The sequence below is a fragment of the Bacillus sp. T33-2 genome (assembly GCF_002860205.1).
Classification (GTDB): domain Bacteria; phylum Bacillota; class Bacilli; order Bacillales; family Cytobacillaceae; genus T33-2.
This window is the reverse complement of the sequence record NZ_PGVB01000010.1, coordinates 273,413-289,704: the sequence shown is the minus strand read 5'-3', so window position 1 is coordinate 289,704 and position 16,292 is coordinate 273,413. Positions and strand designations below refer to the sequence as shown.

Here is a 16,292-nt window from a genome sequence, read left to right as displayed (position 1 = left end):
GGGGATTCAAACATGACGCAAATTTACAGCAGCATCGAAACAGCGGCTGGCGAGCTTTTCATTGTAGCGGAAGCTGGCAGGATATCGGCAATCCGCCTCGGTGAAGGAGCCTTCCTGAAGCATGAGGGGCAACAGCAGATCACCAGGCAGGATGATGATCTCCTATTAAAAGAATGTGTTAAACAATTAAAGGGTTATTTTCTGGGGGAAAGAAAGTCTTTCGATCTGCCGATTGCTCAAAAAGGCACGCCATTTCAGCTTGAAGTATGGAACCAGTTGCTAAAAATTCCGTATGGCGACACAAAAAGCTACCAGGATATTGCTGTACAAACAGGACGGCCCAGGGCTGTAAGGGCTGTTGGCCAGGCCAATAAGGCTAATAAATTGCCGATTATCATACCTTGCCATCGGGTGATCGGAAAGAATCGGTCGCTGACAGGCTATGCCGGGAACAGGACAGAAATCAAAGATATATTGCTTAGTCTTGAAGGCGCTGCTTTTAAGCCATGGGCAGCTAAACAGAATAGAATGGATGATTAATACACTTCATGCTGGAGTGTGTTTTTTTTTGCGGTTGACATGGCTTTAGTAATTTGATATATATCTAATTAGTTATTCATAGCATTGGATAGGAGTTGAGCTAATGCAGCTTAACAGGCTCGTAGATTTTCATAAGGCAATGGGTGATCCAACAAGAATCCGGATAGTGTCCCTGCTGGCTGGCGGCCCGCTCCACGGCCAGGCGATAGCAGGGAAACTCGGATTGACCCCGCCGACAATTTCGCATCATATTAAAAAATTGAGGGACAATAACGTCATTTATGAGCGCCGGGACAAAAACACCATTTATTTTCATCTGAACGTGTCCGTCATTAAGCAACAGGCAAAGGCTTTGGGCATGCTCGTTGACAGAGAGGAAGGGGAACTGGAAGCGATGATTGAGGAGAATAAAGAAAGGCAAAAGGTGTTGGACAATTTCTTTACAATTGATGGCAAATTAAAAACTATTCCAGCCCAGAGGAAGAAAAAATTGTTTGTGTTCGAACATATGCTCAAGGGATTAAAGAAAGGCCGGAAATACGAAGAAAAAGAACTCAATGAGTATATCAAACAATTCCATGAAGATTACGCGACAATCAGGCGGGAGTTCATCATTAATCATTATATGTACAGGGAAAAGGGGATTTACGAGCTGAACCCTGAAGAAATGTGGGCAAGGCCTTAGGGCGGAACCACGGTTCTTATTATATTCACGGATATCCCTGGTTTACTCCCGTATAATGCAGTTTATTCCCGGCTGCCCCGACTCCCGGATAGCCAGAATTTATTCTCCGAAACTATTTCAGCCGGAAGCCTTGAGGATTCCGGCCCTTTTTAGTCATAGAACTCCGGCCTGCGGTCGGCAAATACCGGGATTGTGTTTCTTACTTCGCCTACTCTGTCCAGGTCGATTTCCGCCAGCAAAATTTCTGGTTGTCCGCCCGCTTCTGCGATAATCTCTCCCCAAGGGTCAATAATGATTGAATGTCCTGCAAACTGGTTATTTGGATCTGATCCGGCCCTGTTGCACGCGACGATGTAGCATTGGTTTTCGATTGCCCGAGCCATCAACAGCGCCCTCCAGTGGGCAAGACGGGGCAGAGGCCACTCGGCAACGATAAATAATGCTTCCGCTCCTTTCGTGGCATGCGCCCGTACCCACTCCGGAAAACGGATATCATAACAGATCAGTCCTGCAAACTGGCGGCCCTCAAGGGAAAACATCCCATCCCCGCTGCCTGGGGAAAGAAATAAATGCTCATCCATCAGCTTGAACAGATGCAATTTACTATACTGGGAGACGGGGGAAGCTTCTTTGTCAATAACAAGCAGTGTATTCTCTATCCCTTTTTCTGTCTTGTTGGCCACTGAGCCGCCAACGATATGGAAATTGTGTTTTTTTGCTGCCGAAGCAAGAAAGGAAATTGTTTCTTGTGCATTTTCATCAGCAGTACCACCAAGGTTGGCTAAATCGTACCCCGTCGTCCACAGTTCCGGGAGCACGACAATATCGGGATTGGACTCGCTGGCTTTTTTGATTAAGGCCTCTGCCGCCACATAATTTTTGACTGGCTGTCCAAAGGCAATATCCATCTGCAGACACGCAATTTTTAGTTTCAATTTGGTCACCGCCCTCAAGGAATCTGAAAATATTTTCTTTACAATCTGATAATAACGTTATATCATTTGTGACTAGATTTGCAATATTTAAATTTCATTTTAAAAATACATAGATAAAGCAGGTGTACCAAATCATGCACTTTTCACAAGCGGAGCTGTTGAACAGCCTGCCAAAACATTTTTTTGCCTCCTTGGTGGAAAAAGTGGGCAAATATACTGAACAGGGCTGCGATGTCATTAACCTTGGGCAGGGTAATCCTGACCAGCCGACACCGGGCCATATTGTTGCCAGTCTGAAGCAGGCGGCTGAAAACCCGGCGAACCATAAATATTCTCCATTCCGTGGCATGAAAACATTAAAAGAAGCAGCAGCCAGTTTTTATCAGCGGGAGTATGGGGTAGAGCTGGACCCAGAAAAAGAAATCGCGATTTTGTTCGGAGGCAAGGCTGGCCTTGTTGAAATCCCGCAATGCCTGCTGAATCCCGGTGATGTGGTCCTCGTGCCTGACCCGGGCTACCCTGATTATTGGTCCGGCGTAGAGCTGGCAAGAGCAAAAATGGTCACAATGCCTCTCTTGGAACAGAACGGTTTTCTGCCTGACTATGATATGCTTTCACAAAAAAATTTAGCTGAAGCCAGGCTGATGTTCCTGAACTATCCCAATAATCCTACAGGTGCGACCGCGAACAAAGATTTTTTTGACAAGACTGTCGAAGTTGCGAAACAACATGAGGTTTGTGTGGTTCACGACTTTGCTTACGGAGCGATCGGTTTCGATGGCGTGAAGCCGGCCAGCTTTCTTCAGTCCGAAGGTGCCAGGAAAACAGGGATTGAAATTTATACTCTTTCCAAAACGTATAATATGGCTGGCTGGAGAGTTGCTTTTGCGGCCGGTAATGAAAGCGTGATTGCCGCGATCAACCTTTTACAGGACCACTTGTATGTCAGCCTGTTTGGGGCTGTACAGGAGGCGGCGGCTGAAGCATTGAGCGGACCTCAGGACTGTGTCAGGGAACTGAATGATTTATACGAAACACGAAGAAATACATTTATTAACGGCCTTCACAGAATTGGCTGGAAAGTAGCTGCTCCAAAAGGCTCTTTCTTTGCATGGCTGAAAGTGCCGGAGCCCTTCACTTCAGCAGAATTTGCTGACTATCTGCTGGAAAAAGCACATATCGCGGTAGCACCCGGCATCGGCTTTGGCACTTTCGGTGAAGGCTATGTCAGGGCAGGCCTGCTTACTTCAGAAATGCGGCTTGAGGAAGCTGTCAGCAGGCTGGAACAGTTAAATATATTTTAATTTCACCATTACGACGAAGTAAGGTGTACAAAAAAAGAAATTTCAGAATAAGCGTGAAGCCCTGATGCTTTTATTGTCGGGGCTTCTTTTGGTTGGAAAAATGTCGTTTTATGGTGAAATAAATCATATTGAGGTGTCGAATAAATATTTTTTTGAAGAAGTTTTGTCTAATTTTGCGAAACTATTTACATTAATAGAAAGTTTTGTAATAATTCATCACGTAAACTTTTAATTCATTAAAGGGTTAACGACCCCGACGTATATTTGTCTTTTAACAGCGCCTGGCCCAAGAGTCTGATCAAGGCGCTTACTCTGTTCCGGCAGGAGGGAAGTATAGTGCATAGTGATCAAGCTTTGTTGGAGGAAATCCAAAAAAAGAGAGAAAAAATGATACATTTAGCTCAAAAAACGGGTTTTACCAGCGAAGAGACTATCAGGTGCAGCCATGAGCTTGACCAGCTGATTTATGAGTACCAGATTTCTTCAACCGCTGCATATAAACAATTACAAAATTATGCGATTCGTTTATGGACATTGCTGGCCATCGTTGCCTGAGCAAATTTGACTAGGCTATGGGGTCTGTATTAGCTGCTAGAAGTCTGCAGCGAATTGTCCCAATAGAACCTACTGCAGGACTGGCAGTGGCTAGAACATTTCTATTAATAAAATCATGAACAAGAGGCCGAAGATAAATGAATAGGTGGAAATGCGTTCATTGCCATCGCCATGGCTTTCAGGGATCAATTCTTTATAAATGATAAAAAGCATGGCCCCTGCAGCAAAGGATAATCCATACGGAACAAGCAGTTTTACGTAAGAAGTGGAATAATAGCCTATCATCGCAGTGATAATTTCAATTGTGCCCGTAAGGGTTGCAATGACGAAGGCCTTTAATCTATTGATTTGCTGATTGAACAGAAATAATGCCACCAAAAATCCTTCAGGTGCGTTTTGCAGCCCTATCGCAAATGCAATAAGATTTCCTGTTTCGGCAGCCTGGTTCGTTGCATAACTGACCCCGACAGATAATCCCTCGGGAATATTATGCAGCGTGATGGCTGAAATGATGAGCATCGCCTTCTCGTCAAATTTTATATTATGCTTTGAATGCTCCAGGTCGATGTGGGGAATGTTCATCTCCAATAAAGTTAATGTAAATACCCCAAGAAAGATTCCAATTGACAGCTGAATGAATCCTCCATTGTTCAATGCTTCGGGTATTAGCCCCAGCAAAGCTGCTGCCATCATTATCCCCGCCGTAAAAGCAAGCAGTGTATCCCGCCAGCGGTGTGTGACTGACCGGTCCATGAAAAGAATCACCAGCGCCCCCAATCCGGTGGAAAGAGCTGAAAGCACACTGCCAAATATGACTTCACTCATTGCAATTTCCCTGACCTTTCTGTTGATAATATTTCAATTATAGAAACAGACAGTCTTTCCATAAAAACAAAAACACTCAGAAACCCATGATTGTGTGACATTTCTCATAGTTTTTATCTTAATTTTAACTATAGTAAAAGTAGTTAGTATTCTAAAATGTCTAACTGTGCAGCAGGCACCACGTACTTCATATATCGTATATACTCGTTTTTACCGTTCCGTCTTCTTAAGGTCATATCCTCACCAGGACTTTTTCCATCACTTCTTTTAATTGCTTTTTCAATTGTTTGTACTATGCATGTGGGGGGGTTCATATATCGTACTACATAGCATTTTACTTTTTGTAGTTTGTAAACGCTTTAATTTTTATTTTTCCATATAGGAGGGGAAATGGGTTATGCACATAGTAGTTTGTGTCAAACAAGTGCCTGACACGAAAATCATCAAAATCAATCCGAAAACAAACACCCTGGACAGGCGCAGCGCTCCCGCAATATTGAATCCGTATGACGCCCATGCCGTGCAGGAAGCCGTCAAAATCAAGAAAATCACAGGGGGCACCATTTCTGTATTATCCATGGGGCCTCCACAGGCTGTGGCAGTGATCAAGAAAAGTGTTGAAATTGGCGCTGACCGGGGTTACCTCATCTCAGACCGTGCTTTTGCGGGGGCCGATACCCTGGCCACAAGCTATGCTTTGTCAAAGGCACTTGAAAAAATTTCGAAGGAGGAGCCTGTAGATTTAATCATCTGCGGCAAACATGCGATTGATGGTGATACCGGCCAGGTAGGACCTGGCATTGCAAGGCGGCTCGATATCCCGCCTGTCACCAACGTGATCGAAGTTTCCGAGGTGAACCAGACTGAAAAATCGGTTTTGATAAAGAGGAAACAGATCAACGGCTACGAATTGATCCAGGCTGAACTCCCCTGCCTGCTGACAGTTGAAAAAGAAATCAATGATATTGAATATGCACCGCTTCCAAACATGATACAGGCCGCCCGCTATGAGCCTGTCATCTGGTCTGTGAATGACCTTGAAGACGTGGACCGGACCCAGCTGGGGCTCAAGGGATCACCGACCATCGTAGGGAAAATGTTTTCACCTCCAAGGCCTGAGGGCGGCAAGAAGCTTGAAGGAACTTCTGATCAACAAGTAGAGCAGCTGCTCAGCATTTTAATGGAGCAAAAAGATCTGTTTAATTTCGCAAGGACGAATTCTTAAAGCGAGGGAAAGAGGGGGGATTGCCGGATGAGCGAAAACCGGGGAGTATGGGTGTTCATTGAGGTGAATGAGGGAAAAATCGAAGGAGTTTCTCTGGAGCTCCTTGGCGCAGGCAGAAAGCTGGCCGACAAGCTGGAGGTTCCGCTTGCCGGTGTGCTGCTGGGTGAGGGTGTCAAGCTGCTTGCCAGTGATGTCATCTATGCCGGAGCAGACGAAGTCTATGTGATAGACCATCCCGTGCTAAAAAATTACCGGACCGAATCGTTTATGAAAGGGGTTGTCGAGCTTGCGGAAAAGTATAAACCGGAAATTTTTCTGTACGGCGCGACTCCTAATGGTAAAGATCTCGCGAGTGCTGTGGCTACCGATTTAAGCACCGGATTGACTGCGGATACGACAATGCTTGATGTAGATATCGACAAGAGGCTGCTGGAGGCAAGCCGGCCGGCGTTCGGCGGCAATATAATGGCTACCATCCTTTGCAAGAAGCACCGCCCGCAGATGGCCACCGTGCGGCCGAAGGTTATGAGGGCCCTTGATCCCGACGAGGGCAGGGTGGGCAAAATCATCGATGAAGAGCTCAATCTCCGTGAGGAGGACATGCGCACAAAAGTACTTAAAATTGTGAAGGAAGTAACAAAAAAAACTAGTCTTGCAGAGGCCCATGTCATTGTTGCAGGTGGCAAGGGCCTTGGGGATATCAACGGTTTCCAGCTGATTCATGAGCTGGCTGAGACTATCGGGGCAAGTGTCGGAGGAACAAGGGATGTTGTTGAGGCTGGATGGCTCCCGCATGAACAACAAGTAGGCCAGACTGGTGAAACCGTCACCCCGAAAATATATTTTGCTATTGGAATTTCCGGAGCGATTCAGCATGTAGTAGGGATGAAAAACTCCGAGCTGATCATCGCGATCAATAAAGATCCAGAAGCGCCGATATTTGACGTTGCCACATATGGAATTGTAGGGGACGCCATGGAAATCGTGCCAAAATTGATTCAGCAGTTTAAAGAGCTGAGCGAAGAGAAGGGCGGGGAAGTCACTTATGCCTGAAAAATTTGATGTAATTGTCGTCGGGGCGGGGCCGGCGGGAACATCCTGTGCCTATGTGTGTGCTAAAAACGGCCTGAATGTCCTGTTGATTGAACGGGGGGAATATCCGGGAAGCAAAAATGTCATGGGCGGGGTTCTGTACCGAAAACAGATGGAAGACCTGATTCCTGAATTCTGGAAGGATGCTCCTCTTGAACGTCCGGTGGTTGAACAGCGTTTCTGGATGATGGACAGAGAGTCTGTAGTCCAGTTTGGATATAAAGGTCTCGAATGGGGCAAAGAACCATATAATAATTTTACAGTGCTGAGAGCCCACTTTGACCAGTGGTTTGCCCAGAAAGCGGTTGAGGCCGGAGCTCTGTTGATCAATGAAACTGTTGTAACTGAATGCCTTGTTGAGAATGGGAAGGTTGTTGGAGTCCGGACAGACCGTCCTGATGGCGATGTTTTTGCCGATGTCGTTGTACTCGCTGACGGTGTAAACTCCCTGCTTGGAAAGCAGCTTGGCTTCCACCGAGAGTTCAGGCCTGACGAGGTAGCCCTTACCGTGATGGAAGTCATCAATCTTCCGAAGGATAAGATTAATGACCGGTTTAACCTGGAGGAAAACCAGGGATGTACCATTGAAATTTTCGGGGACTCTACAAAAGGAAATCTGGGGACAGCATTCCTTTACACCAATAAGGAAAGCCTGAATATTGGGGTAGGCACGACTCTATCAAGCATGATCAAAGCAAAATTAAAGCCATACGACCTGCTGGATTATTTAAAAAATCATCCGATGGTGAAGCCGTTTCTTGTTGGAGGGGAATCTGCGGAATATTTGGCCCACTTAATCCCTGAAGGCGGCTTCCACTCAGTTCCGAAGGTAGCCGGAAACGGGGTGGTTGTCGTCGGAGACGCCGCCCAGCTGGTCAATGCCATCCACAGGGAAGGCTCCAATATGGCGATGGCTTCAGGAATGATGGCTGCCGAAGCGATCACAGGGGCGAAAGCAGAAGGAGATTTCAGCGAATCCAGCCTGAACCGATATAAAGAAGCATTATATGGCAGCTTCATTATTAAAGACCTGGAAAAATACAAGGATGCGGCCCATACTTTTGAGAAATACCCTCAATACTTCAATGATTATATTCCAATGATGAACCGGGCAGCGAGCAAGTTCTTCACCGTTGACGGGACACCCAAGCGGGATAAACAGAAGGAAATCATGCGCAGTGTGACAGGTGAAAGAGGCACCATCAAGGTGCTGCAAGACATTTATCGAGCCTGGAAGGCGGTGAAATGATGTCAACAAAGACAATTGAGGAAAAACAGTATTTGATCCGGTTTAAGTGTGACACGCAATCCCATCTCACTGTAATGGACCATGATATTTGCATGACACAGTGCCCGGATAAAATTTGTACTGTGTTTTGCCCTGCCGAGGTCTACAAGTGGGAAGGCACTAGGATGCAGGTGGGATACGAGGGCTGCCATGAGTGCGGAAGCTGCCGGATCGGCTGCCCGTATCAAAACATCAAATGGGAATATCCAAAAGGCGGCCACGGGATCGTGTTCAGGCTCGCATAAAAAAATGCACTGGCGGATGAGTAGCGCCAGTGCATTTTTTTATTTTACATTATAAAAAAGCTGACCTGATTTAAAAATCAACTAATAATCCATATAAAAAATATATGTACGTTTTTTCACATAGGAATTCAAAAAGAAAGGAAAAGCAGCAGTGAAGTTACATAAGGGGTGTCAGCTGATTTTTTCTTCTACATAAACGGAGTACAGCTGATCGTTTTTAATTACTGACTCTATATCTCTGGAGGTTTCGTAAGCGTCCTGGAAGACATCAAACAGTGGAGAAGAATAAAAAGGTGAATTGGCATTGAAAATTCCGTCACAGTCTGCCTGGAACACAGATACTTTCCACCTGTATAAATCAGATTCTTTAACCGCATGGCCTTCAAGGGCAATAAGCCAGTGGGTGAGACCCTGCGCTAAACGGGAGTCATCGAGGCTTTGCTGATCATTACTGCCAATCGGAATAAGAGCCTTTTGATAAAAATCGCGGTAATTTTGATTTTGCAACCATATACCCTCCCTTTCGTCTATTTAATTTAATTATATGAATGTTTAAGGATAATTACAGTAAAGTTTTGAAAATTTTTCGGAAATAATCCGGTTGTTGACAAAATTTTTTCACATTTTGTTCATTCCAACAGGATAAGTGATGCCAGTCACAACCCTACACCAGAAATTTTTTTATACTTTAACCAGACCAAAGCAAAGGAGACATGGTGATGGAAGGTTGTATGAGTGCGTTTGCTGGCAATGGCCAAATAGAACTTAGTGAAGAGCTGAGACAGCTGAGGGAAGAGCATCCACCGTTGCAGGCGATGCTGGAGGAACTATTGGAGCTGTTGTGAAAGTTGAATTGAATGATGACAGGGAAAGCTTTAAAAGGCTCCCCCCGGCAGTGGAGAAATTCCTTTCCGATCTTGAACCTCATTCAGAGCGCGAGGAAGGAGTCCTGTTTGAAATGATGGCATCATATATTGGCAGGGAATCAGGGCCTATCGCAGTGATGGAATATGAGCATGACCAGGTAAAATGTTGATCGGCACATTCCTTCAAAATACAAAAAACGGTCTGGAAGAATATCCTGCAGAAAAAATGTCAGATGATGCAGCGCTGGTCAAGAGAGCTTATTATACATTGACAGAACACTTCGCAAAAGAAGAAAATGTCCTGTTCCCAATGGCTGAGAGAGTGCTTACGGATACAGAAAAGCAGGAGCTTTTTGAAAAAATAAATAAAAAATAAATGGAGGCGCGGTCAGCCTCCATTTTTTAATGTCTAGTTGTCAGTCTTAATTGAAACAAGTTTGATGTTATCAAGATGAAACCGGTGAAAGGTGTCCTCCGAATCCGTGAATTCAATCATGCCATCCTGATCTTTCACATTCTGGATTACCTCTGAAACTGTTTCAACCTCAACCAGTCTTGAAACTGAAAAGTCCTTTTCAAAAAAGTAAATGACTTGAAATTTTGCCATGCGGTGTCTCCCTCCTGTCCGTTATCCAGTTTTTATATGCCCTGATATGAATGGTTTAAACGTGGAAAATACGAACCGCACAGGCAGTGGGCTCCAATAATATATGAAAAGGATTATTTATTCCATTCTGCCAGCGTTTCGTCAGCAGGCAGAAATAATGTGGTTAGCCCAAGAACTGGGAGGAAGCCGGTTAAAATGATTGTCGTCGGCAGGCCGATCAAGTCAGCAAGGTAACCAAGCCCGATTGATCCGAGTGCACCCATTCCAAAAGCGAGTCCGACAGTCAACCCCGCCATTGTCCCGATCTTTCCGGGTACCAGCTCCTGGGCGTACACGACGGTGACAGAAAAACTTGACATTAAGAGTAAACCGCTGACAGCCAGGAAAACAAACGCAATGGCAGGAGGCATGAACGGGATGGCTGCAGAAAGCGGCAACGTCCCTATCATCGAAATAAGAATAATGTTTTTCTTTCCGAACCTGTCGGCGAGCGGCCCGCCAAAAAAGGTACCGACCGCGCCGGTCACAAGAAAAGCAAACAAGAACAGCTGAGCTTCTTTTATGGACAAACCATATTTGTCGATCGCATAAAAAGAATAAAAGTTTGTGATGCCGGAAATATACCAGGACCGGGCAAAAATCAAAAACAGGACCAAGACCAGAGCAGTCTTGACTGCTTTTGAAATTTTCCTCGGACCAGTGCAATCAGCTCTTTTGGACAAAGCACCCTTCTGGGCATCAAGCTTGCTTGAATACCAATTGGCGATGTAGATCAGGAGGCCAACCGCTGCGGCTGCCACAATCGTAAACCAGGCTGCGCCCCTTTGGCCAAATGGGACGAGGACTACCGCGGTGATGAGCGGAGCAAGTGCCTGCCCGGAATTGCCGCCGACCTGATAGATTGACTGGGCAAGACCGCGCCGTGCACCAGCTGCCATGTAAGCAACCCGGGAGCCCTCAGGGTGGAAAACTGCCGAGCCAAGCCCGATAAATAATACAGATAAAATCACCAGGCTAAAGCTGGACGCAAATGCCAGACCAAGTACACCGAGCAATGTGGAGGCAAGGCCAACAGGCAATGCGTAGGGCATCGGCTTTTTATCTGCAGCCATTCCAATCAGGGGCTGCATGATGGATGATACGATATTTAATGAAAATGAGATCAGGCCAAGCTGGGTGAAGGTGAGCCCCATTGATTTTTCCAGGACTGGAAACATTGCCGGGATCACAGCCTGGATTGAATCATTCAATAGGTGGCAAAACCCTATGATGAACAGGATTTTATATGTTGTTGTCTGCAGTTCTTTTGGAAAGACTGTTGCTGCAGCTGCTGTCTGGGACATGATTGACTCCTTAATTATTAAAATATGAAATTTATTTGATAAAAATAATTCTACCTAACTTTGTTTGCATTTTAAATGGTATTCCAATAGTTTCACGCATTTAGTATATAATTTGGTTATTGGAGGAGGGGTTAATGTGGAAAAAGCAGTTGAAGTATTATTTACCGACAGGCTTTTGGGACGTTTTTTAGAGCTGTATCAGCTCGAGGCGGATACAAAAAAACTAGGTGATTTTGAAAATTACGTTTTTGAAGTAAAGAAAAAGAGCGAACCCTATATTTTGCGTATTACCCACAGCTCGCACCGTACCGGGGAGGAAATTGCAGCCGAACTGGATTGGATCGGTTTTCTCCGCAATGAAAACATCTCCGTACCCCAGGTTTTTCAATCTATAAACCATAAAACGTTGGAGGAATTGCCGGCTGAAGACGGTTCATTTTTCTATGGCTGCTTATTTTCAAAAGCTGTCGGTGAACCTGTAAAAATTCATTCACACATATTTAATGAGCATCTATTCCATACATGGGGAAGAACGCTCGGGCAAATGCACGCTGCCACAAAAAAATACACCGTTCCTGAAGACATCAAAGCAAGGCCGCGTTGGGATGAAGATGATTTATTGAATATAGAACATTACTTCCCGGCGGAAGATGGATTGCTAGTGCAGCATACAGTTGAATTGCTCGGGCAGCTTCAAATTTTGCCTGTTAATAAGGACACTTTCGGCCTGGTCCATACGGATGTCCATTCAGGGAATTTCTTTTTTGACGGGGAAACCGTCAATGTTTTTGATTTTGATGATTGCAGCTATCATTGGTTTACTTCTGATATAGCCATCCCGCTTTATTATTCAGTCATGCATAAGATTCCAGCAGACCAGCAGGCCCAACGAGACCGTTTCGCAGCGAAGTTCATCACTGCCTTTGCTGCAGGCTATGAGAAGGCAAACAGCCTGCCGGCAGGCTGGAAAGAACATATGCCATTGTTTTTAAAGCTTCGGGATATCCTTCTTTACGCTGTGTTCCACAAAAAGATTGCCCCGTCAGACAGAAACGAAAGGATCACTGCATTGCTTTCCGAAATAGGCGAAAGAATCAGAAGGAAACAGCCAATTGTCAATTTATAAAGTATTCCATTCAAAGATCAGGTTGATCCTGGTCTTATTTTATTGTTGCCTTTTTGAAAGGGATAATTGTATTTTTGGTGGTATTTGACGGGCAAGGCGTATATAACAATGGTAAAAATCTCTCCGGATATCCTGCGGCACTCTTGTAAATTCTAATGGTTGGAAGGGAAATTCGATTCTGATTCTGCAGGGGGAAAAATGATGGACGATCGAACATTGGGAGCCCATGAAGTTCTTGAATTGCACGAGGTAATTGAATATTCGATAAATGCGCTGCACCAGTTTCATTTATATCAACCCCATGTGCAGGAAGAAGAATTATGGAATTCGCTTAACCGCCAGATTGAGTTTATGGTCAAGGAATATGATTTCCTTATTTCATTGGCAGATGCACCTTCCGCAAATAAAAACGATACAGTTTACGATTTTTCCCTGGAGGCAGATCCGATTTATGGCATGGATAATCCCCAGCAAACATTTCCGAAGGCTTCATCTGGCCGCATTACAGACCGGGATATAGCTTCAGGAATGCTGAATTGCCATAAAGCGGGTGCCAGCCTCAAGCTGCGTGCTTCACTTGAATGCGCGAATCCGACATTGAGAAGTGCATTGCTGCAGGGAGTAAAAAACAGCGCCGATATGGCTTATGAAGTTTTTCAATACATGAATATGAGAGGATATTATCAAGTACCGATTCTCAACAATCAGCGGTATGTTTTGAACCAGTATGGATTTTCACCTGAGAATCTCGGATTTGAATCGAGGATATAACACAGTACTAAGGAGGAATAGTATGAATACTGCACAGGACGGGCTCCAGCAAATCAACCGCTGCCGCCAGATCGCACAGCAATTAATCCAGCAGACACAAGCGAGTAACCAGGAATACCTGCAAATGATTCAACAAGAGCAGCAGAACGCCCGGATGCTACAACAGCTTGTCCAGCGGGAACAACAAGCAGCGATGATGATTCAGCACATCCTGCAACAGCATCATGGCGCTGCCATCCAGTCATGCCAGGAGGTCATTGCTCTTTGCAATCAAATGGAGCAATCCCTTTCTCGGCAGAGCGCCATTCCTGCTTACCAACAGCAAGCATACAGCCAGCAAGGCAGTTTTCAGGCCTTTCAGCAATAATCTGTAGTAAACGAAACACCAAAGCCCCTGCTTTGGTGTTTTCTGGTTTTTTCGGTCATGGCATTCGCACCCTGATCACCCGTCCGTTCACGCATTATTTTCCATACTGGGTTGGTTTCAGGGAGTTTGCTAAAATTCTGGTTTGATTTATAATTTAAGTAATATTGATAAAGGATGAAGTCTATGAAGGATGAACAAGTGAACCAGTCACTTAAATTATTTATTGTCCTGTCCAGGGCATACCGTGCGGTTAATGAACGGGTGAATAAAGTAATCCAAAAAAACGGCTTGAACCCAACAGAGTTCGCCGTATTAGAATTGCTGTACCATAAGGGTGACCAGCCATTACAGCAAATCGGCGGGAAGATCCTCCTCGCAAGCGGAAGCATCACTTATGTCGTTGATAAACTGGAGCAAAAAGGGTTACTGGCAAGAATTGCCTGTCCAACGGACCGCCGGGTCACCTACGGACAAATCACAGCTGAAGGAAAAAGCCTCATCGAGGAAATTTTTCCTGAACACAAAAATGAAATCCATGAAATAATGAAATCCCTCAGCCCGGATGAGCAGCAAACAGCGATTGGACTACTTAAAAAGCTTGGACTGTCGGTAGGGAAGTACTAAACGGCTGCAACTGCCGTTTTTCTTTTTTTATTTCCATTATTGGAAGGATTAAGGTAATTGTTGTAGAATTTAGTAATGGTTACACATTTAAACGCAGATGGGGGTCGAAAGATGAAATTTGAGGATTATACATATACCAGGCCGAATTTGGCTAAGGTTACTGAAACGTTTGATATAGCGCTCGGCAAGTTTGTCAATGCTGATTCTGTACAAGGCCAAAACGAGGCGATGAAAGAAATAAACCAGATCCGCAACGATTTAGGCACAATGTTCAACCTTTGTTACATCCGCCATTCTATCGATACTAATGATGAATTCTACAAGGTGGAACAGGATTACATGGATGAGCTTGCACCTGAAGTGGAGGGGCTGACGACAAAATATTATGAGGCTCTTCTCAAGTCTCCATTCAGAAACGAGCTGGAAGAACAATGGGGGAAGCAGCTGTTTTACCTCGCGGAAGCGCAGCTGAAACAGTTCTCTCCTGTAATCGTTCCCTTGCTGCAAAAGGAAAACAAACTGTCCACTGAATACACAAAATTGGTTGCATCGGCAAAAATTATGTTTGAAGGTGAAGAACGAACACTGGCCCAGTTGGATCCTTTTACCGAAGACAAGGACCGGGATATGCGCAAAAAAGCGAATGAGGCAAAGTTTGGCTTTTTTGCGGGGCATGAAGAGGAATTTGACCGGATTTATGATGAACTGGTGAAGGTGCGCACTGAAATAGCAAGCAAAATCGGATTTAATAATTTTGTTGAACTGGCATATTACCGCATGTTCCGGACTGATTACAATGCTGAGATGGTAGCAAATTTCCGGTCACAGGTTGAAAAGTACATAGTGCCGATCGCCACTAAGCTGAAGGAACGGCAGAAGGACCGGATCGGGGTCGACTCACTTAAATATTATGATGAACCATTTGAGTTTAGGTCAGGAAACGCCACCCCCAAGGGCAGCCCAGAATGGATCATAGAAAACGGGCAGAAAATGTATGACCAATTATCAGAAGAAACGGGCAGCTTTTTTAGCTATTTGAAAGAAAATAACCTGATGGACCTGGTTGCCAAGAAGGGCAAAGCAGGAGGGGGTTATTGCACGTTTATTGAAAATTATAAATCCCCATTCATTTTTTCAAACTTTAATGGAACATCCGGCGACATAGATGTGCTTACACATGAGGCGGGCCATGCGTTCCAGGTGTACTCCAGCAGGCATTTTGAAATTCCGGAATACTATTGGCCGACATATGAAGCTTGTGAAATACATTCAATGAGCATGGAGTTTTTTACATGGCCATGGATGGAGTTGTTTTTTGGGGAAGATACGGACAAATATAAGTTCTCCCATTTAAGCAGCGCGCTCATGTTTTTGCCTTATGGTGTTTCAGTCGACGAATTCCAGCACTGGGTATATGAAAATCCGGAGGCAACTCCTGCAGAACGCAAGCAGAAATGGCGGGAAATAGAGAGAAGATACTTGCCGCATAAGGATTATGCTGGAAATCAATATCTTGAACAGGGTGGCTTCTGGCAGAGGCAGGGCCATATATATAATTCACCTTTCTATTATATTGATTATACGCTGGCGCAAATTTGTGCCTTCCAATTCTGGAAACGGTCACGGGAGGACAATGACAAGGCCTGGAGTAATTATGTCAGGCTATGCGGCCTGGGAGGAAGCCTTCCATTTACCGAACTGGTAAAAGAGGCCAACCTGATGTCTCCTTTTGAAGAAGGCTGTGTACAATCCGTCATCGGTGAAATTGAAAGCTGGCTAAATTCAGTCGATGACAGCAAGCTTTAAAAATCAAAAAGGCTGGCTCATGCATAAGCCTGCCTTTTTGGTGTGAAATGGAAATTAACAAAAAAAGCCCGGAGCTATCCGGGCTTTA

21 protein-coding genes are annotated in these 16,292 nt (G+C 44.9%); 16 read left to right on the top strand and 5 right to left on the bottom strand.

The window, feature by feature from the left end:
- Window positions 1–12: 12 nt before the first annotated feature.
- Together CVD19_RS08415 and CVD19_RS08410 are read left to right on the top strand one after the other, a co-directional pair.
- Window positions 13–540 carry a methylated-DNA--[protein]-cysteine S-methyltransferase gene (locus tag CVD19_RS08415; RefSeq protein ID WP_101581407.1) on the top strand — a complete coding sequence of 176 codons (528 nt, stop codon included), beginning with the start codon at window positions 13–15 and terminating at the stop codon, window positions 538–540.
- Between the two features lie 103 nt (window positions 541–643).
- Window positions 644–1,225, top strand: coding sequence for a DUF2087 domain-containing protein (locus CVD19_RS08410; protein WP_101581406.1), 582 nt, complete (start codon window positions 644–646; stop codon window positions 1,223–1,225).
- 149 nt (window positions 1,226–1,374) lie between these two features.
- Here CVD19_RS08410 and CVD19_RS08405 read toward each other — a convergent pair whose 3' ends face one another.
- Window positions 1,375–2,160, bottom strand: a complete 786-nt coding sequence (locus CVD19_RS08405) for a carbon-nitrogen family hydrolase (RefSeq protein ID WP_101581405.1) — start codon at window positions 2,158–2,160, stop codon at window positions 1,375–1,377.
- Between the two features lie 134 nt (window positions 2,161–2,294).
- On the opposite strand from CVD19_RS08405, the gene CVD19_RS08400 reads away from it, so the two are divergent.
- Window positions 2,295–3,464, top strand: coding sequence for a pyridoxal phosphate-dependent aminotransferase (locus tag CVD19_RS08400; protein ID WP_180953551.1), 1,170 nt, complete (start codon window positions 2,295–2,297; stop codon window positions 3,462–3,464).
- 336 nt (window positions 3,465–3,800) lie between these two features.
- The gene (locus CVD19_RS08395; protein ID WP_374702872.1) at window positions 3,801–4,019 is read left to right on the top strand and encodes an aspartyl-phosphate phosphatase Spo0E family protein; all 219 of its coding nucleotides are present in this window, start codon (window positions 3,801–3,803) and stop codon (window positions 4,017–4,019) included.
- A 90-nt stretch (window positions 4,020–4,109) separates the two neighbouring features.
- Here CVD19_RS08395 and CVD19_RS08390 read toward each other — a convergent pair whose 3' ends face one another.
- The gene (locus tag CVD19_RS08390) at window positions 4,110–4,844 is read right to left on the bottom strand and encodes a ZIP family metal transporter (RefSeq protein WP_101581404.1); all 735 of its coding nucleotides are present in this window, start codon (window positions 4,842–4,844) and stop codon (window positions 4,110–4,112) included.
- Window positions 4,845–5,241: 397 nt separating this feature from the next.
- Between CVD19_RS08390 and CVD19_RS08385 the strand changes: the two genes are divergently transcribed.
- Genes CVD19_RS08385 through CVD19_RS08370 form a run of 4 tightly spaced genes read left to right on the top strand, consistent with a single transcriptional unit; the run spans window position 5,242 to window position 8,694 of the window.
- On the top strand, window positions 5,242–6,069 hold the full coding sequence (locus tag CVD19_RS08385; protein WP_101581403.1) for an electron transfer flavoprotein subunit beta/FixA family protein: 828 nt from the start codon (window positions 5,242–5,244) through the stop codon (window positions 6,067–6,069).
- Between the two features lie 27 nt (window positions 6,070–6,096).
- Window positions 6,097–7,122, top strand: a complete 1,026-nt coding sequence (locus tag CVD19_RS08380; protein WP_101581402.1) for an electron transfer flavoprotein subunit alpha/FixB family protein — start codon at window positions 6,097–6,099, stop codon at window positions 7,120–7,122.
- On the top strand, window positions 7,115–8,410 hold the full coding sequence (locus CVD19_RS08375) for an FAD-dependent oxidoreductase (RefSeq protein WP_101581401.1): 1,296 nt from the start codon (window positions 7,115–7,117) through the stop codon (window positions 8,408–8,410). The genes CVD19_RS08380 and CVD19_RS08375 overlap by 8 nt, the downstream gene beginning before the upstream one ends.
- Window positions 8,410–8,694 carry a ferredoxin family protein gene (locus CVD19_RS08370; RefSeq protein WP_101581400.1) on the top strand — a complete coding sequence of 95 codons (285 nt, stop codon included), beginning with the start codon at window positions 8,410–8,412 and terminating at the stop codon, window positions 8,692–8,694. The genes CVD19_RS08375 and CVD19_RS08370 overlap by 1 nt, the downstream gene beginning before the upstream one ends.
- A gap of 171 nt (window positions 8,695–8,865) precedes the next feature.
- On the opposite strand, the gene CVD19_RS08365 is transcribed toward CVD19_RS08370, so the two are convergent.
- Window positions 8,866–9,201, bottom strand: a complete 336-nt coding sequence (locus CVD19_RS08365; protein ID WP_101581399.1) for a hypothetical protein — start codon at window positions 9,199–9,201, stop codon at window positions 8,866–8,868.
- 212 nt (window positions 9,202–9,413) lie between these two features.
- On the opposite strand from CVD19_RS08365, the gene CVD19_RS25380 reads away from it, so the two are divergent.
- From CVD19_RS25380 to CVD19_RS25370, 3 genes are read left to right on the top strand one after another with little or no spacing between them, the layout of a single operon-like run.
- A complete protein-coding gene (locus CVD19_RS25380) occupies window positions 9,414–9,539 on the top strand; it encodes a hypothetical protein (RefSeq protein ID WP_257985060.1) in 126 nt (41 codons plus the stop codon).
- Entirely contained in the window at window positions 9,536–9,730 is a 195-nt protein-coding gene (locus CVD19_RS25375) for a hemerythrin domain-containing protein (RefSeq protein ID WP_257985059.1), read from the top strand. The genes CVD19_RS25380 and CVD19_RS25375 overlap by 4 nt, the downstream gene beginning before the upstream one ends.
- Entirely contained in the window at window positions 9,724–9,936 is a 213-nt protein-coding gene (locus tag CVD19_RS25370) for a hypothetical protein (protein ID WP_257985058.1), read from the top strand. Before CVD19_RS25375 ends, CVD19_RS25370 begins: the two co-directional genes overlap by 7 nt.
- Window positions 9,937–9,969: 33 nt before the next feature.
- Here CVD19_RS25370 and CVD19_RS08355 read toward each other — a convergent pair whose 3' ends face one another.
- Window positions 9,970–10,167, bottom strand: coding sequence for a hypothetical protein (locus CVD19_RS08355; RefSeq protein WP_101581398.1), 198 nt, complete (start codon window positions 10,165–10,167; stop codon window positions 9,970–9,972).
- A gap of 113 nt (window positions 10,168–10,280) precedes the next feature.
- Window positions 10,281–11,510, bottom strand: coding sequence for an MFS transporter (locus tag CVD19_RS08350; RefSeq protein WP_101581397.1), 1,230 nt, complete (start codon window positions 11,508–11,510; stop codon window positions 10,281–10,283).
- Between the two features lie 136 nt (window positions 11,511–11,646).
- Between CVD19_RS08350 and CVD19_RS08345 the strand changes: the two genes are divergently transcribed.
- From CVD19_RS08345 to CVD19_RS08325, 5 genes are all read left to right on the top strand, one after another.
- Window positions 11,647–12,636 carry a phosphotransferase enzyme family protein gene (locus tag CVD19_RS08345; RefSeq protein WP_101581396.1) on the top strand — a complete coding sequence of 330 codons (990 nt, stop codon included), beginning with the start codon at window positions 11,647–11,649 and terminating at the stop codon, window positions 12,634–12,636.
- 201 nt (window positions 12,637–12,837) lie between these two features.
- The gene (locus CVD19_RS08340) at window positions 12,838–13,407 is read left to right on the top strand and encodes a spore coat protein (RefSeq protein WP_180953550.1); all 570 of its coding nucleotides are present in this window, start codon (window positions 12,838–12,840) and stop codon (window positions 13,405–13,407) included.
- 22 nt (window positions 13,408–13,429) lie between these two features.
- Complete coding sequence (locus CVD19_RS08335; protein WP_101581394.1) at window positions 13,430–13,774, top strand: hypothetical protein; 345 nt, start codon at window positions 13,430–13,432, stop codon at window positions 13,772–13,774.
- Between the two features lie 183 nt (window positions 13,775–13,957).
- Window positions 13,958–14,398 carry a MarR family winged helix-turn-helix transcriptional regulator gene (locus CVD19_RS08330; protein ID WP_101581393.1) on the top strand — a complete coding sequence of 147 codons (441 nt, stop codon included), beginning with the start codon at window positions 13,958–13,960 and terminating at the stop codon, window positions 14,396–14,398.
- 111 nt (window positions 14,399–14,509) lie between these two features.
- Window positions 14,510–16,204: a M3 family oligoendopeptidase gene (locus CVD19_RS08325; protein ID WP_101581392.1), complete on the top strand. Its 1,695-nt coding sequence runs from the start codon at window positions 14,510–14,512 to the stop codon at window positions 16,202–16,204.
- Window positions 16,205–16,292: the final 88 nt, after the last annotated feature.